Source organism: Caballeronia terrestris (assembly GCF_001544515.1).
Taxonomy (GTDB): domain Bacteria; phylum Pseudomonadota; class Gammaproteobacteria; order Burkholderiales; family Burkholderiaceae; genus Caballeronia; species Caballeronia terrestris.
Genome location: NZ_FCOL02000004.1, coordinates 50,965 through 71,691, shown reverse-complemented (window position 1 = coordinate 71,691; position 20,727 = coordinate 50,965). Strand labels below are relative to the sequence as shown.

The 20,727-nt window shown below is 64.8% G+C and carries 17 protein-coding genes; 7 read left to right on the top strand and 10 right to left on the bottom strand.

The window, feature by feature from the left end; genetic code table 11:
* Positions 1–39: 39 nt before the first annotated feature.
* The gene (gene ribBA, locus AWB67_RS04945; RefSeq protein WP_087655131.1) at positions 40–1,197 is read right to left on the bottom strand and encodes a bifunctional 3,4-dihydroxy-2-butanone-4-phosphate synthase/GTP cyclohydrolase II; all 1,158 of its coding nucleotides are present in this window, start codon (positions 1,195–1,197) and stop codon (positions 40–42) included.
* Between the two features lie 184 nt (positions 1,198–1,381).
* On the opposite strand from ribBA, the gene AWB67_RS04940 reads away from it, so the two are divergent.
* Together AWB67_RS04940 and AWB67_RS04935 are read left to right on the top strand one after the other, a co-directional pair.
* Positions 1,382–1,696, top strand: coding sequence for a type II toxin-antitoxin system Phd/YefM family antitoxin (locus AWB67_RS04940; protein ID WP_087655130.1), 315 nt, complete (start codon positions 1,382–1,384; stop codon positions 1,694–1,696).
* 2 nt (positions 1,697–1,698) lie between these two features.
* The gene (locus AWB67_RS04935) at positions 1,699–2,064 is read left to right on the top strand and encodes a hypothetical protein (protein ID WP_087655129.1); all 366 of its coding nucleotides are present in this window, start codon (positions 1,699–1,701) and stop codon (positions 2,062–2,064) included.
* 5 nt (positions 2,065–2,069) lie between these two features.
* On the opposite strand, the gene AWB67_RS04930 is transcribed toward AWB67_RS04935, so the two are convergent.
* From AWB67_RS04930 to AWB67_RS04915, 4 genes are all read right to left on the bottom strand, one after another.
* On the bottom strand, positions 2,070–2,702 hold the full coding sequence (locus tag AWB67_RS04930) for a riboflavin synthase (protein WP_087655128.1): 633 nt from the start codon (positions 2,700–2,702) through the stop codon (positions 2,070–2,072).
* Between the two features lie 21 nt (positions 2,703–2,723).
* Positions 2,724–3,851, bottom strand: a complete 1,128-nt coding sequence (ribD, locus tag AWB67_RS04925; protein WP_087655127.1) for a bifunctional diaminohydroxyphosphoribosylaminopyrimidine deaminase/5-amino-6-(5-phosphoribosylamino)uracil reductase RibD — start codon at positions 3,849–3,851, stop codon at positions 2,724–2,726.
* Positions 3,852–3,869: 18 nt separating this feature from the next.
* Positions 3,870–5,153 carry a glutamate-1-semialdehyde 2,1-aminomutase gene (gene hemL, locus AWB67_RS04920; RefSeq protein ID WP_087655126.1) on the bottom strand — a complete coding sequence of 428 codons (1,284 nt, stop codon included), beginning with the start codon at positions 5,151–5,153 and terminating at the stop codon, positions 3,870–3,872.
* A gap of 85 nt (positions 5,154–5,238) precedes the next feature.
* The gene (locus AWB67_RS04915; RefSeq protein WP_087655125.1) at positions 5,239–5,745 is read right to left on the bottom strand and encodes a hypothetical protein; all 507 of its coding nucleotides are present in this window, start codon (positions 5,743–5,745) and stop codon (positions 5,239–5,241) included.
* A gap of 121 nt (positions 5,746–5,866) precedes the next feature.
* Between AWB67_RS04915 and AWB67_RS04910 the strand changes: the two genes are divergently transcribed.
* Positions 5,867–7,081, top strand: a complete 1,215-nt coding sequence (locus AWB67_RS04910) for a Bcr/CflA family multidrug efflux MFS transporter (RefSeq protein WP_087655124.1) — start codon at positions 5,867–5,869, stop codon at positions 7,079–7,081.
* 121 nt (positions 7,082–7,202) lie between these two features.
* Here AWB67_RS04910 and AWB67_RS04905 read toward each other — a convergent pair whose 3' ends face one another.
* From AWB67_RS04905 to AWB67_RS04885, 5 genes are all read right to left on the bottom strand, one after another.
* Positions 7,203–9,305 (bottom strand): prolyl oligopeptidase family serine peptidase, encoded by a 2,103-nt coding sequence (locus AWB67_RS04905; RefSeq protein WP_087655304.1) that lies wholly within the window; start codon positions 9,303–9,305, stop codon positions 7,203–7,205.
* Positions 9,306–9,463: 158 nt separating this feature from the next.
* A complete protein-coding gene (locus AWB67_RS04900; RefSeq protein ID WP_087655123.1) occupies positions 9,464–10,582 on the bottom strand; it encodes an ABC transporter ATP-binding protein in 1,119 nt (372 codons plus the stop codon).
* Between the two features lie 80 nt (positions 10,583–10,662).
* Positions 10,663–11,520, bottom strand: a complete 858-nt coding sequence (locus AWB67_RS04895) for a carbohydrate ABC transporter permease (RefSeq protein WP_200822172.1) — start codon at positions 11,518–11,520, stop codon at positions 10,663–10,665.
* Positions 11,510–12,454 carry a carbohydrate ABC transporter permease gene (locus AWB67_RS04890; RefSeq protein WP_087655121.1) on the bottom strand — a complete coding sequence of 315 codons (945 nt, stop codon included), beginning with the start codon at positions 12,452–12,454 and terminating at the stop codon, positions 11,510–11,512. The genes AWB67_RS04895 and AWB67_RS04890 overlap by 11 nt, the downstream gene beginning before the upstream one ends.
* Positions 12,455–12,610: 156 nt before the next feature.
* Positions 12,611–13,861 (bottom strand): ABC transporter substrate-binding protein, encoded by a 1,251-nt coding sequence (locus tag AWB67_RS04885; RefSeq protein WP_087655120.1) that lies wholly within the window; start codon positions 13,859–13,861, stop codon positions 12,611–12,613.
* A 539-nt stretch (positions 13,862–14,400) separates the two neighbouring features.
* Here AWB67_RS04885 and zwf point away from each other — a divergent pair.
* From zwf to AWB67_RS04860, 4 genes are all read left to right on the top strand, one after another.
* Positions 14,401–15,864 carry a glucose-6-phosphate dehydrogenase gene (gene zwf, locus AWB67_RS04880; RefSeq protein ID WP_087655119.1) on the top strand — a complete coding sequence of 488 codons (1,464 nt, stop codon included), beginning with the start codon at positions 14,401–14,403 and terminating at the stop codon, positions 15,862–15,864.
* A 142-nt stretch (positions 15,865–16,006) separates the two neighbouring features.
* The gene (gene pgl / locus AWB67_RS04875) at positions 16,007–16,711 is read left to right on the top strand and encodes a 6-phosphogluconolactonase (RefSeq protein ID WP_087655118.1); all 705 of its coding nucleotides are present in this window, start codon (positions 16,007–16,009) and stop codon (positions 16,709–16,711) included.
* Positions 16,692–18,617 carry a bifunctional transcriptional regulator/glucokinase gene (locus AWB67_RS04870; protein ID WP_087655117.1) on the top strand — a complete coding sequence of 642 codons (1,926 nt, stop codon included), beginning with the start codon at positions 16,692–16,694 and terminating at the stop codon, positions 18,615–18,617. The genes pgl and AWB67_RS04870 overlap by 20 nt, the downstream gene beginning before the upstream one ends.
* 824 nt (positions 18,618–19,441) lie before the next feature.
* Entirely contained in the window at positions 19,442–20,683 is a 1,242-nt protein-coding gene (locus AWB67_RS04860) for a tyrosine-type recombinase/integrase (RefSeq protein WP_087655115.1), read from the top strand.
* The last annotated feature ends 44 nt before the right edge of the window (positions 20,684–20,727 follow it).

Genomic DNA, 20,727 nt, shown 5'->3' with positions numbered 1-20,727 from the left:
AGTCCGTTTTTTGGGTGTTTGTGTGATCGCGCGCGGGTTTCAGACCGAGCGCAGATGAGCGATGGCGGCATCGGGCGACGTGGCGGGGCAGCCCGGCATCGGGATGAAACCCGTCACTTCGAGGCCGTAGCCGGACATGCTGCCAAGCTTGCGCGGATTCGACAGCACCTGCATCTTGCCGACGCCCAGTTCGCGCAGGATTTGCGCGCCGATGCCGTAGGTCTTGAAGTCGACCGGACGACGCTTCAGCTGATCGGCCTTGTCTTTCCGGTCGAAGGCCTGGAACACGTCGACCAGATGTTCCTTCGAGTCGTGGCAATTCAGCAGCACGATCGCGCCCAGATCGCGCGACGCGATTTCCTTCATCGCGGCGTCGAGCGTCCAGGAGTGCGTGGACGAGTCGATTTCCAGCAGATCGAGCACGGAGAGCGGCTCGTGTACGCGCACCGGCGTCTCCAGATCGGGCGACGGCGTGCCGCGCACCAGCGCGATATGCGGCGAGCCGCTCGGCTGGTCGCGATACAGCACCGCGCGGAATGCGCCGTGCGCGGTCTGCATCGTGCGCTCGGCTACCCGCTCGACGATCGATTCCGTGCGGCTGCGGTAGTGGATCAGATCGGCGATCGTGCCGATCTTAAGGCCGTGCTGCTGGCCGAATTCGATCAGGTCGGGCAGGCGCGCCATCTCGCCGTCGTCCTTGATGATTTCGCAGATCACGGCGGCGGGCGTCAGGCCCGCGAGCGCGGTGAAGTCGCAACCGGCTTCCGTGTGGCCCGCGCGCACGAGCACGCCGCCCGGCTGCGCCTGGATCGGGAACACGTGGCCCGGCTGGACGATGTGCTCGGCACGCGCGTCGTGCGCGACGGCCGCCGCGATCGTGCGGGCGCGGTCGCTGGCGGAGATGCCGGTCGTGACGCCTTCGGCCGCCTCGATGCTGACCGTGAACGCCGTGCCGTACTGCGTGCCGTTGCGGTGAGTCATCGGCGGGAGGTTCAACTGGCGGCAGCGTTCCTGCGTGAGCGTGAGGCAGATCAGGCCGCGGCCGTAGCGCGCCATGAAGTTGATCGCCTCGGGTGTGACGAATTCGGCGGCGATGACGAGGTCGCCCTCGTTCTCGCGGTCTTCTTCGTCGACGAGAATCACCATTCGGCCGGCTTTGAGTTCAGCGATGATCTCGAGGGTGGAAGCAAGCGACATGATGACGTCCGGAACGGGAAAGGCCGTATTTTACGCCACCGCCCATAGACAAGCCGCTTTTCTGAGACGTATGCCATTCGGACGAGTGGCGGGAGTGAAGGGCAATCGTCATACTGGCGGCTCTTCAACTCTACAGCGCGAATTCTGTACAATGCTATGTACTATTCAGATCGCGGAGCCAGCCATGGCTTTCACAGCAAAAGACATCATCCCGCTCTCGCAGGCGCGCGCGAACCTCTCGGAACTTGCCGACGAAGTGAGTGCGGGCGCCGAGAAGATCATCACGAAAAACGGCGAAAGCTACGTCGCGATGATCGGCATCGACAAGCTCGACAGGTACTATCGAATGGAGCGAGCGCGTATCCATCTGGAATTGCTGGCCGACGTCGAAGCGGGCCTGGCGGATATCAAGGCAGGCCGCGTGGAGGACGCGAGGACTGCGATGGCGGACATCCGGCAGCGTCGCGCGGAGGCTCGGAAAAAATCGGAAGAGCAGTAAGCGTGCACCTCACGGCGAACTTCAGGGCCAAGTTGTCGGCTATCGAAGCGTACTGGGACGAGGTCCAGTTTCGTGCTGGCTACGATCGCCTGCACGAAGAGATCGAAACGGTCGCGATCGCGCGGCTCGAGCGTTTCCCGTCGATGGGGCGGCCATTCCTCGACGCGAAACCCGACACGTTCGACGCTCTTGTGAGATGCGAACTGCTGGCCGGGCGAGCACTGGAAGACGGCGTCGTGCGCGAGTACATGCTCAAGGACTACATCATCCTTTATGTGCAAACCGCCGACGTCGTCTCGCTCCTATCGATCCGCCATTTCAAGCAGACTTCCGAGGACTTCGAGCACCTCTGGCTGAGCGGCCGTTGACGTCCTCAAGCGTTGCCGTCATTCCCAGTCCCCGACACGCTCAGAATCCGCTCGACATAGCGCGCGATCAGGTCGATCTCCAGATTGACCTTCGTGCCTGCCGCGAGCGCCTTGAGCGTTGTCACTTCGACCGTGTGCGGGATCAGGTTGATCGAGAATTCGCAACCGTCGGGGCGATCGTTCACCGTGTTGACCGTGAGGCTCACGCCGTTGACCGTCACCGATCCCTTGTAAGCCAGATACTTGCCGATATCGCGTGAAGCGAGAATCCGCAATTCGTGCGATTCACCGACGCGCTCGAAGCGTGTCACTTCGCCCAATCCGTCGACGTGTCCTGACACCAGATGCCCGCCCAGCCGGTCATGCGCGCGCAGCGCTTTTTCGAGATTGACCTCGCCCACCGCGCCCAAGCCAGCCGTCTTGTTCAGGCTTTCGCGAGATACGTCGACGTCGAAGGAATCCGCCGACTTTTCGATCACCGTCATGCACGCGCCCTGGATCGAGATGCTGTCGCCGAGCTCGACGTCGGCGAGATCGAGGCCGCCCGCCGCCACCGTCAGGCGCACGCCCGCTTCGTCCGCCCCGAGCGGCGTCACTTTTTCGATGCGGCCGACCGCCGCGACAATTCCGGTAAACATCGCGCTTCCTCTTCTGATTGTCTAATTGATATCCGGGCTCGCCGCGCCGTGCGTTTCGACGAAGCGCGCCAGGATGCGCAGATCGTCGCCGAGACGATCGATGCGGTGAAATTTGAGATGCGGCCTGGGATCGAGCGTCGTGGGCGGCGCGAAGTCGAACATGCCGGGCGCGTTGCCGAGCAGGCTCGGCGCGAGATAGACGAGCAGCTCGTCGACGCAGCCCTCGCGCAGCAGCGACCCGTTCAGCTTGTGCCCCGCCTCGACATGCAACTCGTTGATGCCGCGATCGGCGAGCACGCCGAGCATCGCGGGCAGGTCGACCTTGCCGTGCTCGTTCGCGAGCTCGATGAGATCGGCACCGCGTTCGCGCAGCGCCGCCGCGCGCGACGGCTCGACGTCCTTGCCGCAAAACACCCACGGCGGCGCGCCGTCGAGGATCTTCGCGGTGAGCGGCACGTCGAGCCGGCTGTCGATCAGGATGCGTTGCGGCTGGCGCGGCGTATCGACAGCGCGCACGGTCAGTTGCGGATCGTCTTCGCGCACCGTTCCGATGCCCGTCAGGATCGCGCACGCGCGGGCGCGCCATGCGTGGCCGTCGGCCCGCGCATCCGCGCCCGTGATCCACTGGCTTTCGCCCGTCGGCAGGCCGGTGCGCCCGTCGAGCGTCGCCGCGACTTTCATGCGCACCCACGGCCGGTGACGCGTCATGCGTGAGACGAATCCGATGTTCATCTCATACGCCTCGTTCGCGAGCAGGCCGCAGCGCACGTCGATGCCGGCGTCGCGCAGCATCGCGAGGCCGCGTCCCGAGACGGACGGATTTGGATCTTCCATCGCCGCGATCACTTTCTCGACGCGCGCGTCGATCAGCGCGGACGCGCACGGCGGCGTGCGGCCGAAGTGGCTGCAAGGCTCGAGCGTGACGTAGGCGGTCGCGCCGCGCGGGTCCTTGCCGCGCGCGCGGGCGTCCTTCAGCGCGCGGACTTCGGCGTGATCGTGGCCGGCCGGCTGCGTGAACCCCGTGCCGATCACCTCGCCGTTCTTGACCAGCACGCAGCCGACGCGCGGATTCGGCGTCGTCGTGTACATGCCGCGCGCGGCGAGCGCCAGCGCGCGTTCCATGTAGGTGAAATCAGTCTGGGAGAACATCGTGCGGGCGGCTCGCGCTTACGCCGCGAGTTGCGCGAAAACGCCACGCGCGGCGTCGAGCGTCGCGTCGATCACGGCATCGTCGTGGGTGATCGAGACGAAACCCGCCTCGTACGCCGACGGCGCGAAGTACACGCCCGCGTCGAGCATCGCGTGGAAGAACGCGTTGAAGCGTTTCGTGTCGCCTTGCGTGACTTCGGCGAAGCTCGCGGGGATCTTGTCGGCGAAATAGAGGCCGAACATGCCGCCGAGCGCATCGGCGACGAACGGCACCTTCGCCTCGCGCGCGGCGGCGGTGAGGCCGTCGGTGAGGCGCTTCGTCTGCTTCGCGAGCTGGTCGTGGAAGCCCGGCTTCTGGATCAGTTGCAGCGTCTTCAGGCCGGCGGCGACCGCGATCGGATTGCCCGAGAGCGTGCCCGCCTGATAGACGCCGCCAGTCGGCGCGAGATGCGCCATGATGTCGCGCCGTCCGCCGAACGCGGCTGCCGGCATGCCGCCGCCGATCACCTTGCCGAGGCACGTCAGGTCCGGCTTCACTCCGTAGAGCGCCTGCGCGCCGCCGAGCGCCACGCGGAATCCGCACATCACTTCGTCGAAAATCAGCACCGCGCCGTAGTCGCTGCAGCGATCGCGCAACGCCTGCAGGAACTCGGGAGTTGCGCGCACGAGGTTCATGTTGCCCGCGACCGGCTCCACGATCACCGACGCGATTTCGCCGCCGAACGCCGCGAACGCCTCGTTCAACTGCTCGACGTTGTTGTATTCGAGGACGGTGGTGTGCTTCGCGATGTCGGCGGGCACGCCGGCCGAGGTCGGATTGCCGAACGTCAGCAGCCCCGAGCCCGCCTTGACGAGCAGGCTGTCGGCGTGGCCGTGGTAGCAACCTTCGAATTTGACGATGCGGCTGCGGCCCGTGAAACCGCGCGCGAGACGCAGCGCGCTCATCGTCGCTTCGGTGCCGCTCGACACCATGCGCACCTGTTCGATCGACGGCACCAGCTTGCAGATTTCCTCGGCGATCTCGATTTCAGCCTCGGTCGGCGCGCCGAACGAAAAGCCGTTGCCGAGCACGCGCTGCACGGCGTCGAGCACTTCGGGATGGACGTGGCCGAGGATCATCGGGCCCCAGGAGCCGATGTAGTCGATGTAGCGCTTGCCGTCGGCGTCCCAGAAATACGGGCCCTGCGCGCGCTCGATGAAGCGCGGCGTGCCGCCGACCGAGCGGAACGCCCGCACCGGCGAATTCACGCCGCCCGGGATGGTCTGCTGGGCGCGATCGAAGAGAGCTTGATTCTTGGACATGGAATGGGGCCTGCGCTGGAAGTGGATGCCGAGGACCGCGCGCCTGTGAGAATCGTCCGATCGACGCGCGGTGCAACAGCACAAATCAAGATGAAATTGTACCGGAGTCGCCTGAAACGGGCGGGGACGTGACGGCTGATGGCGGCGGCCGCGAGCGCCTGCCGGTGCGCGCCGTCCAGAGCTTTTCGAGCGCGCCTTCGGCCATCGGCTTGATGACCGTGCCGGAGCTTTGCGCATCCCACGTCTGCACGGAAAACGGGTGCGCGCGCAATTCGTCGCGCGTCACGACGACGCCCTCGTGCGCATCGACGAGCCAGTCGTATACGAAGTCGATGCACAGCCGGAAGCCGCGTTTTCTAGTGGCGTCGGGCACTTCGTATGGCGCGCGCGTCACGTAGCCGGACGCGAACACGCCCTTCGGCGCCTGCGCCACGCGATGCACGAACACGCGGTCGCCGGGCAGGAGGCTGCGCGAGGTGCCGCAACCCCACGCATCGGTGACGGCTTCGCCCGCGGCGACCCGGCGCGCGATGTCCGGCAACTCGGGCCACGGCCACTTTTTCGGGCTCCAGATGAGAAGAAAGGCGGTCATTCGGGTGGATTTTGTGACTCTGAGGATCGAAACAGCTTACCGGATCAGGGGCCGGATGACCGGGAGCCCTCGCGTACAATGACCGTCGCCTCTCCATTCCCACCGCCTCCCGCCGATTCCCATGACCCAAACCACGCGGCGCCGTCCCGATGCCCGCCTGATCCTTTTGCTCGGCGCGCTCGCCGCGTGCGGGCCGCTCTCGATCGACATGTATCTGCCGAGCCTGCCGGCGCTCGCCGCCGCGTTCGGCACGAGCGCCGCCGCGGCGCAAAGCACGCTCACGAGCTTCATGTGCGGCTTCTCGGTCGGCATGCTGCTGTACGGCCCGCTTTCCGATGCCTACGGCCGTCGTCCGGTGTTGCTCGGCGGCATCGCGTTGTATACGGTGGCGAGCATCGCGTGCGCGGCGGCATTGTCGATCGATGCGCTCATCTTCGTGCGCTTCCTGCAGGCGCTGGGTGCGGGCGCGGCATCGGTGCTCGCGCGCGCGATCGCCCGCGACGCCCACGAAGCCACCGATGCCGCCCGCGTTCTCTCGATGCTGTCCATCGTCACGTCGATCGGGCCGTTGCTCGCGCCGCTGATCGGCGGGCAGTTGCTGCTGCTCGGCGGCTGGCGCGTGGTGTTCATGGCGCTGACGCTGTTCGGCGCCGTCTGCGCGGTGACGGCGTTCCTGCGCGTGCCCGAAACCTGGCCGCGCGAGAAACGGGCGAGTTCGGCGCTCGGGGCGTCGTTTGCCGCTTACGGACGGCTCCTGACCGATCCCGTCACATGGGGCCACATGCTGTGCGGTGGGATGGCGTTCGCGTCGATGTTCGCGTACATCACGGCAACGCCGTTCGTCTACATCGACTATTTTCACGTGAAGCCGCAGCACTACGGGCTGCTGTTCGGGCTGAACATCGTCGGGATCATTTCGGGGAATGTGCTCAATACGCGGCTTGTCGGCCGGGTGGGGTCGCTCAGGATGATTTCGGGCGCCGCGTTCGTGAGCGTCGTCGCGGCGCTTTCGGTTGCGCTCGTTTGCCTGACGGGGTGGGGCGGGTTGTGGTCGATCGTCGTGTGCCTGTTTTTCGTGGTCGGCGTGGTGGGACTCCTGTCGGCGAATTGCACGACGGATCTGATGCATCGCTATCCGCATAACGCGGGCGCGGCGGCGGCGCTTTTCGGGGCGGTGCAGTTGGCGCTCGGGGCGGCGGCGTCGCTTGCGGTGGGGCTTTTCCACGATGGCACGCCGCGCGGGATGGGTGTCGTGATCGGAGTCTGCGGGTTGCTGACGTTTGCCGGGCGCACGCTGGTGTTGCGGTGGCATGAGACGCCGGTCAGGGCGGTTTGACGGACGCCAGGCAGTTCAAGCGCGTTCGGCGCGGCGGGAGGCGAGTCAGTTTGAGATGCTTCCCGCCCAGGGCATAAGACTTTTCTCATCAAAGCCCCGCGTGGCGGGGCGCGGCCCGCATTCACCCCACCATCGCCTTCAAGAATGTAAACGCCGTCGCCTCGACGCGTGCAACTGCCTCCGGCTCCACGCCCGCGCCGTGACCGCCGTCGCGGTTCTCCAGATACCAGGTTCTGTCATGCCCCTGCGCCTGCATCCGCGCGGCCATCTTGCGCGCGTGGCCGGGATGCACGCGGTCATCGGTCGTCGACGACGTGAATAGCGCCGGCGGATACACCGCGTCCGCCCGCACCTTCTGATACGGCGAATAGGTCATCAGAAAACGCAGGTCGTCGGCATCGTCGGGGTCGCCATATTCGTCGATCCACGATGCGCCCTGTAGCAGCAGGTGAAAGCGCGCCATATCGAGCAGCGGCACCTCCGACAACACCGCGCCGAACAACTCGGGCCGCTGGATCATGCACGCGCCGGTCAACAAGCCGCCGTTGCTGCCGCCACGGATGGCGAGCTGCTTCGGCGTCGTCACGTCGGAATCGATCAGCGATTGCGCGACTGCCAGGAAATCGTCGAACGATACCTGTCGCTTCTCGCGCTGCGCCGCCTGATGCCAGTGCGGCCCGAATTCGCCGCCGCCGCGGATGTTCGCGATCGCGAACAGGCCGCCGGATTCGAGCCATGCCATGCCGGTCGTCGCGTCGTAGTGCGGATCGAGCGCGACTTCGAAGCCGCCGTAGCCGTACAGCAGGCACGGCGCGGCGCTTCCCGCGAGATTCGCCTCGCGGCCGATCAGCCAGTACGGGATCTCGACGCCATCGGGCGCGCGCGCGTGACGGCGCACGGCGGAAAGCCCCGTCGCGTCGAACTGGGCGGGAAGCTGCGCGAGCAGTTGCCACGGCTCATTCAAAGACAAATCCGCGAAATACAGCGACGGCGGCGTCAAAAAATGCTCGACGTGAATCAGCACCGTATCGTCGCGCTCCGAATCGATCGAATCGAGATACGACTGGCTCGCCGTCGGCAGAGCGAAATCACGCATGTGCCACAACTCGTCGACTTGCGCAGGCGGGCGCCACAGCGCAATGCGCGGTTCGCCGTCGTCCATTTGCGAGACGATCAGCCACTGCTTCGTGAAGTCGATGTCCGCGAGCACGCGCCGCCCCGACGGCTCGAAAAGCACGGTGAAATCGCGCGCGCCGTCGAGAAACGCGTCGCGCCGCATCACGAGCAGCGACCCGCTCGCGTAACGCGTGCCTGCAACGGTCCAGTCCTCGCGCGGCGTGACGAAGAACCAGCCGTTCCAGTGCTCGATCTCGACGTGCAGCGGCACGTCGTACTGCCGCCACTCGCCCGTCGTTTCGTCGAGCCAGAATTGCATCGTCTCGTAGAACGTCACCGCGCGCGACGCGAAGTGAAGCTTCTCCAGCGGATCGTAGTCCGCACCCGCCGACACGTCGCGCCGCTTGCCCTCGAACACGACGGGCGCTTGAGCGAGCGGCGTGCCGCGCGACCAGCGGCGTGCCTCGCGCGGAAACCCGGAAGTGGTAAGCGCAGGTTTCTTCGTATGCGCGCTATCGTCCCAGCCGACATACACCGTGTCGCGATCGATCCACGAAATGCCGTGCTTGCCGACATCGGGCAACTCGAAACCATTCGCGACGAACGCGCGCGCTTCGACATCGAACTCGCGCACGATGCACGCGTCCGAGCCGCCCGGCGACAGGCTCACGAGCGCGCGGTCCCAGGTGGGATAGAGCATGTCGAAGCCGTGAAGCGCCCAGCGGGTGTCGTCGCCTTCGACGTTGTTGAGATCGAGCGCATCGACGTCGAGGACGGTTTGCCACTCCGGCTTGCCCGCGAGCCACGCGCTCCACGGGGTGCGGCGCGTGATGCCGAGCGGATGCTCGTCGTCCTGCCAGGTGTTGTAGCCCCAGTCGCCGTAGCGCGAGCAGGTGACGATGCGGTCCTTCGACGTGTACGCCTTCGCGAGCCGCGCTGTCAGCGCATCGGCGTCGGGCGTGTGGCCGAACGCGTTCATCGTGCGCTGGTTCTGCGCGCCGACCCAGGCGTCGACCTGCGCGTCATCGAGCGCTTCGAGGGCGATGAACGGATCGCCGTCGCTCGCAGGGGGGAAGGCGAGTTCGGGATGCGAGGAGAGAAAACTCATGCGATGGAAAGCCTGTGAAGAGTCGCGCGCGGGGTGCGGCAAGACTTCGATTATGCCCGCCATGGGCGCATCGCTCGTCGGGCGGGCGGGCAAAGCGTCGCGCCATGAAAAAAGCCGCGCATGAAAGCGCGGCTTCGTCGCAAGCGATGAGGAAAGACTCAAGCCAGCCGTTCCTCCGTCTTCGGATCGAACAACACAGCCTTCGACACATCGAACAACAGCGTCATATTGGTAAGCGGCTGCGGGTTCGCCGCCGGGTGCACGCGGCTCACGATCCGCTTGCCGTTCACCTGCGCGAACACGAGCGTATCGGGGCCGGTCGGCTCGATCACGTCGACTTTCACATCCACCGGCTGCAGGCTCGCGTTCGTGACGTCGTGCGCGCTGCGCGCATCGGTGATGCGCTCGGGGCGCAGGCCGAGAATCACTTCCTCGCCGGTCTTGTTGCGCAGCTTCGGCGCATCGAACGGCAGCGTCAGCACCTGGCGCGCGACGCCCGTATCAAGCTCCAGCCCGATGCCCGAGCCCGCTTCCACCAGCTTGCCGCTGACGAAGTTCATCGGCGGCGCGCCGATGAAGCCCGCGACGAACAGGTTCGCCGGCGAGTCGTAGATTTCCTGCGGCGCGCCGAACTGCTGCACGACGCCGTCCTTCATCACGGCGATGCGGTCGCCGAGCGTCATCGCTTCGATCTGATCGTGCGTCACGTAGACGATCGTAGTTCCAAGGCGCTGATGCAGCAGCTTGATCTCCGAACGCATTTCGATACGCAGCTTCGCGTCGAGGTTCGAAAGCGGTTCGTCGAACAGGAACATCACGGGATCGCGGGCGAGCGCGCGGCCCATCGCGACGCGCTGGCGCTGGCCGCCGGAGAGCTGCCCCGGCTTGCGGTCGAGCAGATGCTGGATCTGCAGCGTGTCCGACACGCGATCGACGATCTTCTTCTGCTCGTCCTTCGGCACCTTGCGGATGTTGAGGCCAAACGAGATGTTGTCGCGCACGCTCATCGACGGGTAGAGCGCGTACGACTGGAACACCATCGCGATGTCGCGGTCCTTCGGCGAGAGGTTGTTGACCGTCTGGCCGCCGATCATGATGTCGCCCTTGGTCACGGTCTCGAGGCCGGCGATCATGTTCAGGAGCGTCGATTTTCCGCAGCCCGAGCCGCCGACGAGAATCAGGAACTGGCCGTCGTCGATGTCGATGTTGACGCCCTTCAAAACCGGCACCCCGTTCGGGTAGGTCTTGTACACGTCACGGATGGAAAGGCTTGCCATTGTGAATCCTCTTTGTCTCTTGCTGCTCGATTGTCTTAGCCAGCGGGCGCGCCTTGACAGGCGCCGCCCGCCCAAAAAATTCAGCCCTTCACCGCGCCCGCCGTCAGGCCGCGCACGAAGAAGCGGCCGGCGACCATGTAGACGACGAGCGTCGGCAGCGCCGCGATGATCGCGCCCGCCATGTCGACGTTGTATTCCTTCACGCCCGTCGACGTGTTCACGAGGTTGTTCAGGGCGACGGTGATCGGCATCGAATCGACGCCGGAGAACACGATCCCGAACAGGAAGTCGTTCCAGATCTGCGTGAATTGCCAGATCAGGCAGACCATGAAGATCGGCAGCGAAACCGGCAGCAAAATCTTCGTGAAGATCGTGAAGAAGCCCGCACCGTCGATACGCGCCGCCTTCACGAGTTCCGCCGGAATGCTCACGTAGAAATTGCGGAAGAACATCGTCGTGAACGCGATGCCGTAGACCACGTGCACGAGCACGAGCCCGCCGATCGTGTTCGACAGCCCGAGAATGCCCTGCAGGCGCGCCATCGGCAGGAGAATCGCCTGGAACGGGATGAAGCAGCCGACGAGCAGCATCGTGAAGAGCGCGTCGGCGCCCGGAAAGCGCCAGTGCGTGAGCACGTAGCCGTTGAACGCGCCGATGATCGACGAGAGCAGCACGGCCGGGATCACCATCATCACGGAGTTCAGGAAGAACGGCTTCATGCCGTCGCAGCGCACGCCCGTGCACGCTTCCTGCCACGCCTTCACCCACGGCGCGAACGTCCAGTGCGTGGGCGGCGTGAGCAGGTTGCCGGTGCGCAACTGGTCGAGGTCCTTGAACGACGTCGACACCATCACGTAGATCGGGAACAGGAAGTAGAGCGCGAACAGGATCAGCGCCGCGTAAATGACGGCGCGGCTTATCGTCATCTTAGGCTGCATTGCGGGTGCTCCTCGATTCGAGATACATGAGCGGCACGAGCACCGCGACGACCGTCGCGAGCATCATCATCGACGACGCAGCGCCGACGCCCAGTTGCCCGCGATTGAACGAAAACGTGTACATGAACATCGCCGGCAGCGAGGACGACGTGCCCGGACCGCCCGCCGTCAGCGCGACGACGAGGTCGAAGGTCTTGATCGTGATGTGGCACAGAATCAGCAGCACGGAGAAGAACACCGGCCGCATGCTCGGAATCACGATCTTGCGGTAGATGGTCGGCAGGCCCGCGCCGTCCATCTGCGCCGCCTTGAAGATTTCCGCGTCCACGCCGCGCAGGCCCGCGAGGAAGAGCGCCATGACGAAACCGGTCGATTGCCACACGGCCGCGATCACGACGCAGAAGATGGCTTTGTCCGGATTGCCGAGCCAGTCGAACGAGAAGCTCGTCCAGCCCCAGTCGTGGAACACTTTTTCGAGGCCGAGGCCCGGATTGAGAATCCACTGCCACGCGGTGCCCGTCACGATGAACGACAGCGCCATCGGATACAGAAAGAGCGCGCGCAGGGCGCCTTCGTTGCGGATCTTCTGGTCGAGCAGGATCGCGAGGAATAGCCCGAGCGCGACGCAGATCGCGATGAACGGAATGCCGAACCAGCCGAGATTCGCGGCAGAGGTCCACCAGACGTCGTTGGCGAAGAGCTGCCGGTAGCGGTCGAGGCCGGAGAATTCATAGCGCGGCATCAGTCGCGAATTCGTGAGCGACAAATAGCCGGTGATCAGGATGAAGCCGTAGACGAAGATCAGCGCAATCAGCACGCTCGGTGCGAGCACCAGCTTCGGAATCCATTTATCGGCAAGCGCCGCCGCGGGAGATGCGCGGCGGGGCGGGTTTTGCGGATTCTTGTCCGCGGTACCGCTGAGGGAGGCAGCCACAACTCGACTCCTGGAAAACGTGCCGGCGAGCCGCCGGGAGCGCGAGAGAGCGGCGCTACCCAGTGTCACGCCAGCACATGATGCGACGATTTTGGTGCTTCTTTCGAAGCGGACGCCATCGGTGCAAACCGCACGGCGCCCGCTTGCTCTACGTCATTACTTCGTCTTGGCGGCGTTCGCCAGAGCCTGAACCGCGCTCTTCGAATCCTGCGACGAGTTCATGAACTTCGTCACGACGTCCGTGATCGCGCCAGCGGTCGCGTCGCCCTGAGCCATGCCGTGCGCGAGCGAGGGCACATAGCCGCCCGACTTGAGCGACGTCTGTTCGTCGGAATACGCTTTTTTCGCGCAGTCGTCGAACTTGTCCATCTTGACGCCCAGGCGTGCCGGCACTGAACCCTTGTTCAGGCTGAACTGCTCCTGGAATTCCGGCGACATGATGGTCTTCGCGAGCGCGAGCTGACCCGGCGTGGCGGTCTTCTGGCCCTTCTGCTGGAAGAACACGAACGAGTCGACGTTGAACGTGAACGACTTCTCCGTGCCCGGCACGGCCGCGCAGACGTAGTCGGTGCCCGCCTTCTTGTTTGCGCCGGCGAATTCGCCCTTCGCCCAGTCGCCCATGAACTGCATGCCGGCCTTGCCGTTGATGACCATCGCCGTGGCGAGGTTCCAGTCGCGGCCGGTGCGGCCGTTATCGAAATACGACTGGACCTTGCGGACCGTATCGAACACCTTGACCATCTGGTCGGAGGTCAGCGTCTTCTGGTCCAGATCGACGATCGCCTTCTTGTAGAAATCCGCGCCTTGCGACAGCACGACGTCTTCCCACAGCGTCAGGTCCTGCCACGGCTGGCCGCCGGCCGCGACCGCGACCAGGCCCGCGGCCTTCATCTTGTCGGCGACTTCGAAGAATTCGGGCCAGGTGGTCGGCACCTTGCCGCCGGCCTTGTCGAGGGCGGCCTTGTTGATGTACAGCCAGTTCACGCGGTGCACCGAGAAGGGCGCGGCGACGTAGTGGCCGTCGGCGTGCATGATCTTGTCGATTTCAGGCGGCAGGTTCTTCTTCCAGTCGCCGGCGACCGAATCGATCGGCACGAGCACGCCTTGCTCCGCCCATTCCTGGATCAGCGGACCCTTGATTTGCGCAGCCGTCGGCGCGTTGCCGGAAATCACCTGGGTCTTCAGCGCGGTCATCGCAGCGGCACCGGCGCCACCGGCGACGGCGAAGTCCTTCCACGTGTAGCCCTGCTTGGTCATGTCGTCCTTGAGCACGCCAATCGCCTTCGATTCACCGCCGGACGTCCACCAGTGCAACACCGACACGGCTTCGGCCGCCTGCACCGACGCCGACGCGCCACACATGAGACCAGCGGCGCAAAGCGCGCCCATGAGCTTACGGACTTTCATTGTTTATCTCCTCCGAAACACCTGAACAAAAAACGATTGGCCCCTGATGCAGCAGGAAGCGGTGGCTGGAAACACGGGTAAAACGAAAAAAACGGGGTGGCCGGGGCTCGGCGTGTCGGCGGGGAGAGTGCGGCGGGTCGGCAGAGAACCTCTGGGACTCGCGCGCCAAGGCCGGCAGACCGATAGGCGGCCGTACGGCTCTCAAGAGATGAGTGTTTCGAATCGCAACGGTTGTCTCCTCTTTTGATTTTGCTTGAGCCTTTGCCCGCCGATTGCCGCTTGCACGGCGTTCGTACGGCGCGAAGGCACGAGGCTGCTGAAAACTGGCGCCCGATCACCGGCGCAAAAGGCGCCGGCGCCGGAGGTCCGTTAACATGCAAAAAAACGCCAAAACCTCGGGAAAACGCTCATATTCTTATTGACATAAGCTTTTTATTCCGGGATGACATTACCTCTTGATTTGGATTGTAGTTAAACTACAATTCAGTGTCAAAAATATTTTTATCGGACTACGGTCCTCCTGAGGACGACGGAGACACATGCAAACCGACTCGAATTTCATCTTCGTGCTGTTCGGCGGAACCGGCGATCTCTCGATGCGCAAGATCCTGCCGGCGCTCTTCGAAGCGCACCGTGCGGGCATGCTTGCGGCGGCGGGCAAGATCGTCGCGGTGGCGCGCGGCGTCGAGACGCGCGAGGCGTATCTCGGCTGGGTCGAGGAGCACGTGAAGCCACACGTCGCGAAGAACGGTGTCGTGGACGAAACGGCGTGGACAAGCTTTCTCGCGCGCGTCGAATACGTGCATATCGACCTCGGCCGGCCGGAGGATTTCCGCATCCTGCGTGACGCGGTTGCCCAGCACGACGGCACGCGCGTCTTCTATCTCGCGACCGGGCCGTCGCTTTTCGTGCCGATCTGCCGCGCGCTCGCCGAAGTCGGGCTGAACCAGAACGCGCGCATCGTGCTGGAAAAGCCGCTCGGCTACGACCTGGAATCGTCGAATGCGATCAACGACGCGGTCGGCGAGATCTTCCAGGAAGAGCAGATCTACCGGATCGACCACTATCTCGGCAAGGAGCCGGTGCAGAACCTGCTCGCACTGCGCTTCGGCAATGCGCTGTTCGAGCCGCTCTGGCGCCGCGAATGGGTGGAGAGCATCCAGATCACGATCGCGGAAGAACTGGGGGTAGAAGCGCGCGGCGATTTCTACGACAACACCGGCGCGTTGCGCGACATGGTGCAGAACCACCTGCTGCAATTGCTCTCGATCGTGACGATGGAGCCGCCGCATTCGATGGATTCCGATTCCGTCCGCGACGAGAAGCTGCGCGTGCTGCGCGCGCTCAAGCCCATCGACGAACGCGACATCAGCAAGGTCGCCGTGCGCGGCCAGTATCACGCGGGCGTGATCAAGGGCCAGTCGGTGCCTGCCTACGCGACCGAACCCGGCGTGCGCACCGAGAGCAGGACGGAAACCTTCGTCGCGCTGAAGGTCGAGATCGAAAACTGGCGCTGGGCCGGCGTGCCGTTCTTCCTGCGCACGGGCAAGCGGCTGGCGGACCGGGTCGCGGAGATCGTCGTGAATTTCCGCCCGGTGCCGCACTCGGCGCTTGGCGCGAACGCCTTGCGCGCCGGGGCGAACCGCCTCGTTATCCGCTTGCAGCCGAACGAAACCATCCGCCTTTATTGCCTCGCGAAGCAGCCGGGCGAAGGGATGAATCTCGCGAGCGTGCACCTCGACCTCGCGTTCGACCAGTTTTTCCGCGAAGGGCAGATGGAGGCGTACCAGCGCCTGTTGCTCGACGTGATTCGCGGGCGCCTTGCGCTCTTCGTGCGGCGCGACGAGCAGGAAGCGGCGTGGCGCTGGGTCGAACCGATCCTGAACGAATGGGCCGTCTCCGCCAAGCCGCCGAAGCCTTACGCGGCGGGCACGTGGGGACCGGCGGCATCGAGTGCGATGCTGGCGCAGCACGGAACGTGCTGGCTGGAAGAAGAGAACTGAGCCCGGCGCGGCGCTTTTTGGCAGACGGTGAAGCTTACAAAACAAGACGACAATAGAGCGCAGAAGAGTTGGGGAAGACACCCGCCGCCCCGCATCAAAGCGGCGGGCTGATCAAATCAAAACAAAGCAGGATGGAGGAGCAGTGATCGAGCTTCACACTTTCGACGACCCGCGCGCCCAGTCGGACGCGCTGGCGAAAGCCGTGGGCGACGCGCTACAGGCGTCGCTGGCGGCTCGCGGCGCCGCGTCCGGCGGCGCTCAAGCCCCCCACGCGACGCTCGCCGTGTCCGGCGGCACGAGCCCGCGTCCCTTTTTGCAGACGCTTGCCACGCACGCGCTCGACTGGGCGCACATCGACGTGACGCTCGTCGATGACCGCTGGGTGCCCGAATCCGACACCGCGAGCAACGCGCGCCTCGTGCGCGAGACGCTCCTGCAGGACGCGGCGAGCGCGGCGTACTTCTGGCCGCTCGTCGACACGGCGCAGTCGCTGGAAGAGCACGTCGCCGATCTGAACGGCGACGCGCAGCGCCGCCTGCCGGACGCCGCTGTGCTGGGCATGGGCGAGGACGGCCACACGGCCTCGATCTTCGCCGACGCCCCCGAGTGGGATATCGCGATCACGACCGCCGACCGCTTCATCGCCGTGCATCCGGCGAGCGCGCCGCACCCGCGCGTGAGCCTGTCGATGTCGGCGCTGAAGCAGGTCGGCCAGTTGTATCTGCTGATCGCGGGCCAGAAGAAGCTCGACGTATTGAACGCGGCGCTCGCCGCGCCGCAAAAGAACGCCATCTCGACGTTGGCCAATGCTCAGGGAGTCAAGCTCGATGTCTACTGGTGTGCATAGCAAGGCCGCGCCGGCCGGCAACCAGCATCCCGACGGACCGAGGCTGCTCGCCGACGTCGGCGGCACCAACGCGCGCTTCGCGCTGGAAACGGCGCCCGGCGAGATCGGCCAGATCCGCGTGTATCCGGGCGCCGACTATCCCGGCATCGCCGAGGTCATGCAGCAGTACCTGAAGGACACCAAGGTCGGCCGCGTCAACCACGCGGCGGTGGCGATCGCGAATCCGGTCGACGGCGATCACGTCGCGATGACCAATCACGACTGGAGTTTTTCGATCGAAGCGACGCGCCGGGCGCTCGGCTTCGACACGCTGCTTGTCGTCAACGACTTCACCGCGCTCGCGATGGCGCTGCCGGGCCTGACCGACGCGCAGCGCGTGCAGGTCGGCGGCGGCGCGCGGCGGCAGAACAGCGTGATCGGCCTGCTCGGGCCGGGCACCGGCCTGGGCGTCTCGGGCCTGATTCCGGCGGATGACCGCTGGATCGCGCTCGGCAGCGAGGGCGGCCACGCCACTTTCGCGCCGACGAACGAAGACGAAGACCTCGTGCTGCGCTACGCGCGCCGCAAGTTTCCGAGTCACGTGTCGTTCGAGCGCGTCTCGGCGGGGCCGGGGCTGGAGGTGATCTACCGCGCGTTCGCGGAGCGCGACGGCGTAGCGGTCGCCGAGCCGTTCACGAGCGCCGACGTCACCAAGCGCGCCCACGACGGCGAGGCGCTCGCGCTCGAAGCCGTCAACTGCTTCTGCGGCATTCTCGGCACGTTCTCAGGGAATATCGCGGTGACGCTCGGCGCGCTGGGCGGCATCTATATTGGCGGTGGCGTGGTGCTCAAGTTGGGCGAACTGTTCCACAAGTCGCCATTTCGCGAGCGTTTCGAGGCCAAAGGGCGCTTTCAGCAGTATCTGTCCGGCATTCCGACCTACGTCATCACGGCGGAATATCCGGCGTTCCTCGGCGTTTCGGCGATTCTGGCCGAGCAACTGTCGAATCGCGCGAACAGCGGCTCGTCGGCGGTGTTCGAGCGGATTCGCCAGATGCGCGACGCGCTGACGCCTGCGGAGCGGCGCGTCGCCGACCTGGCGCTGAATCACCCGCGCTCGATCATCAACGATCCGATCATCGACATCGCGAGGAAAGCCGACGTCAGCCAGCCGACGGTGATCCGCTTTTGCCGCTCGCTCGGCTGCACGGGGCTCTCCGACTTCAAGCTCAAGCTCGCGACCGGCCTGACCGGCACGATTCCCGTGAGCCACAGCCAGGTGCATCTCGGCGACACCGCCACCGACTTCGGCGCGAAGGTGCTCGACAACACCGTGTCGGCGATTTTGCAGCTGCGCGAGCATCTCAATTTCGACAACGTCGAGCGCGCGATCGACATTCTGAACGGCGCGCGGCGCATCGAGTTCTACGGGCTCGGCAACTCGAACATCGTTGCGCAGGACGCGCACTACAAGTTCTTCCGCTTCGGCATTCCGACGATCGCTTACGGCGATTTGTACATGCAGGCGGCGTCGGCGGCGCTGCTCGGCAAGGGCGATGTGATCGTGGCGGTGTCGAAGTCGGGGCGCGCGCCCGAATTGCTGCGCGTGCTGGAAGTCGCGATGCAGCAGGGCGCGACGGTGGTCGCGATCACGTCGAGCAACACGCCGCTCGCCAAGCGCGCGACGGTAGCGCTGGAAACGGATCACATCGAGATCCGCGAGTCGCAGTTGTCGATGATTTCGCGCATCTTGCATCTCGTCATCATCGATATTCTCGCGGTGGGGGTCGCTATTCGGCGCGCGGCGCCGCAGGCGGGCGCGAAGCTGAACGAGACGGTCGCGAAGGTGCGCGAAGCCGGCGACGAGGAGGCGGGCGCCGTGCTGGACTGGCTGAGCCACGGAGCATCGGGCGCGGCGCGGGAGTGACGCTGGCGCTCGGGGGTGGGGTGGGGTGGGGTTGGGGGTTCAACCGTTTGATGCGCCTGTGCTCCCATGAAACTTGCCTTGATATCGGTCTATTTGCTCTGCCCCTGTCCGGGGCGGGACTTACTTTCTTTGCTGCTGCAAAGAAAGTAAGCAAAGAAAGCAGCTTCCAACCGCCAGTGCTAACCAACCCTCACTCGCGTAAGAACGGATTGGCGCTGGAGAGTAAGTGTCGCCCTCACGGTGGAACCGGGCTTGGCTCGCGGACCCACTGTGGCAACGCGCACTTCCTCTGAGTGGTATGCGCTCCGTTTGGCTCCGTCCTCGCTTCGCTCGGACGCGGGGTTCGCTGAAACCCGTCTTCTTGCGCGTCGCCTTGTTCGACCACAGTCATCTTGTCGTTCGCGCTTACCTTGGCTATCGCCCGATGCACCCCACGTCTGAGCGCGTAGCGCGAGGACGGATGTATGACTGCTGCACCTGTCCGATGTACTGCGAGTTGTCACAGTGGGTCCGCGAGCCAAGCCCGGTTCTACCGTGAGGGCGACACTTACTCTCCAGCGCCAATCCGTTGATACGCGAGTGAGGATTGGTTAGCTTTGGCGGTTGGAAGCTGCTTTCTTTGCTTACTTTCTTTGCAGCAGAAAGAAAATCGCACTATCCTTTGAGTGTGTGTTAGCTCGTGTTATAGCCTGGAAAGGCTTATTCCGCAAGGCTCTGATACAATTAAAGAGACTAACACTATGTCAACACAGCACAACACCATCTAACCTCAAGGCGGGGGTAGAAGCGGGGGTTGGCTGTGTCGCCCCTCAGAGGAACCCCTTATGCGCAACACCCATCGGCTGACCGCCCAGCAGGTCAAGTCTCTCACGAAAGCTGGCTATCACCCCGACGGCGGCGGCCTCCTGCTGCAAGTCAGCAAGGCCGGCACGAAATCCTGGCTGTATCGCTACGGCGTTCACGGCCGTTATCGCGAAATGGGTTTGGGCGGTTATCCGACGATCTCGCTATCTGAAGCGCGCAGCAAAGCCGCTGAGGCGCGACGCCTGAAGGCCAACGGCATCGACCCGCTGGGCGAGAAGCACAACGCGCGGCGCGTGGCGCGCAACGAGCAGGACCTGCGCATGAGTTTCGAGGACGCCGCGACGCATTACATCGACCTGAAACGAGGCGGCTGGTCCGAGGCGAACGCTACCTCGTGGCAACGCTCGATCGACATGTACGTGAACCCGGTCATCGGACGCATGGACCTCGGCGAGATTCACACGACGCATATCCTGCGCGTGCTCGAACCGATCTGGACCGCCAGACGTGCGACCGCGACCGCGCTGCGCCAGCGCATCGAGCGCGTGCTGGATTGGGCGAAGAGTTCGGGGCGGCGCGAGGGCGACAATCCTGCCCGCTTGGCCGGACACCTAGAGAACCTGCTGCCAGCGGTGGACCAAGCAACTGAGCACCGTCCGGCGCTGCCGTGGCGCGAGATGCCTGCATTCATGGTCAAGCTGCGCGTCGAGTCCGGCAACCTGGCGCGCCTGATGGAATGGCTGGTATTGACCGGCACGCGCGCAGGTGAAGGTAGCGGCGCGACGTGGGGCGAGATCGACCTCGATGCGAAGCTGTGGCGGATCCCGAAAGAGCGCATGAAGGCGAAGAAGGAACATTGGGTGCCGTTGTCCGGTGCCGCACTCGAACTGCTCGAAGCGCTGCCGGGCGAGCGACGTCCCACTGACCTCGTGTTCCCCAGTTCGACCGGCAAGCCGATCTGGGATGCTGACCTCGCAGGACTGCTACGTCGCCTCGGCTATCCGCTCGGCACAGTGACCACGCACGGCATGCGCTCGTCGCTGCGCACCTTCCTCACTGAAAACGCGAAGGCCGAACCGGACGTCGCCGAAAGCGTGCTCGCGCACGACAAGCGCGGCGCGGTGCAAAAAAGTTATGAACGAACTCGGCACCTCGATGCGCGCAGGCCGCTGATGGAAACGTGGGCGATTTTCCTCGACACGCCAGTTGAGGAGGCTAAGGTGCTGACGCTCCAGCCGCCGTCGCGGCACGTGGCGCGGTGAGGGCTCTTAGCAGCGCATAGCCAATAGAAAGCTTTGATCGCCTC

What these genes read in the sequence shown, in the direction of transcription:
- ribBA (WP_087655131.1), bottom strand. Translation starts at nt 1,197, where the DNA reads ATGTCGCTTGCTTCCACCCTCGAGATCATCGCTGAACTCAAAGCCGGC.
- AWB67_RS04940 (WP_087655130.1), top strand. Translation starts at nt 1,382, where the DNA reads ATGGCTTTCACAGCAAAAGACATCATCCCGCTCTCGCAGGCGCGCGCG.
- AWB67_RS04930 (WP_087655128.1), bottom strand. Translation starts at nt 2,702, where the DNA reads ATGTTTACCGGAATTGTCGCGGCGGTCGGCCGCATCGAAAAAGTGACG.
- ribD (WP_087655127.1), bottom strand. Translation starts at nt 3,851, where the DNA reads ATGTTCTCCCAGACTGATTTCACCTACATGGAACGCGCGCTGGCGCTC.
- hemL (WP_087655126.1), bottom strand. Translation starts at nt 5,153, where the DNA reads ATGTCCAAGAATCAAGCTCTCTTCGATCGCGCCCAGCAGACCATCCCG.
- AWB67_RS04915 (WP_087655125.1), bottom strand. Translation starts at nt 5,745, where the DNA reads ATGACCGCCTTTCTTCTCATCTGGAGCCCGAAAAAGTGGCCGTGGCCC.
- AWB67_RS04910 (WP_087655124.1), top strand. Translation starts at nt 5,867, where the DNA reads ATGACCCAAACCACGCGGCGCCGTCCCGATGCCCGCCTGATCCTTTTG.
- AWB67_RS04905 (WP_087655304.1), bottom strand. Translation starts at nt 9,305, where the DNA reads ATGAGTTTTCTCTCCTCGCATCCCGAACTCGCCTTCCCCCCTGCGAGC.
- AWB67_RS04900 (WP_087655123.1), bottom strand. Translation starts at nt 10,582, where the DNA reads ATGGCAAGCCTTTCCATCCGTGACGTGTACAAGACCTACCCGAACGGG.
- AWB67_RS04895 (WP_200822172.1), bottom strand. Translation starts at nt 11,520, where the DNA reads ATGCAGCCTAAGATGACGATAAGCCGCGCCGTCATTTACGCGGCGCTG.
- AWB67_RS04885 (WP_087655120.1), bottom strand. Translation starts at nt 13,861, where the DNA reads ATGAAAGTCCGTAAGCTCATGGGCGCGCTTTGCGCCGCTGGTCTCATG.
- zwf (WP_087655119.1), top strand. Translation starts at nt 14,401, where the DNA reads ATGCAAACCGACTCGAATTTCATCTTCGTGCTGTTCGGCGGAACCGGC.
- AWB67_RS04870 (WP_087655117.1), top strand. Translation starts at nt 16,692, where the DNA reads ATGTCTACTGGTGTGCATAGCAAGGCCGCGCCGGCCGGCAACCAGCAT.
- AWB67_RS04860 (WP_087655115.1), top strand. Translation starts at nt 19,442, where the DNA reads ATGCGCAACACCCATCGGCTGACCGCCCAGCAGGTCAAGTCTCTCACG.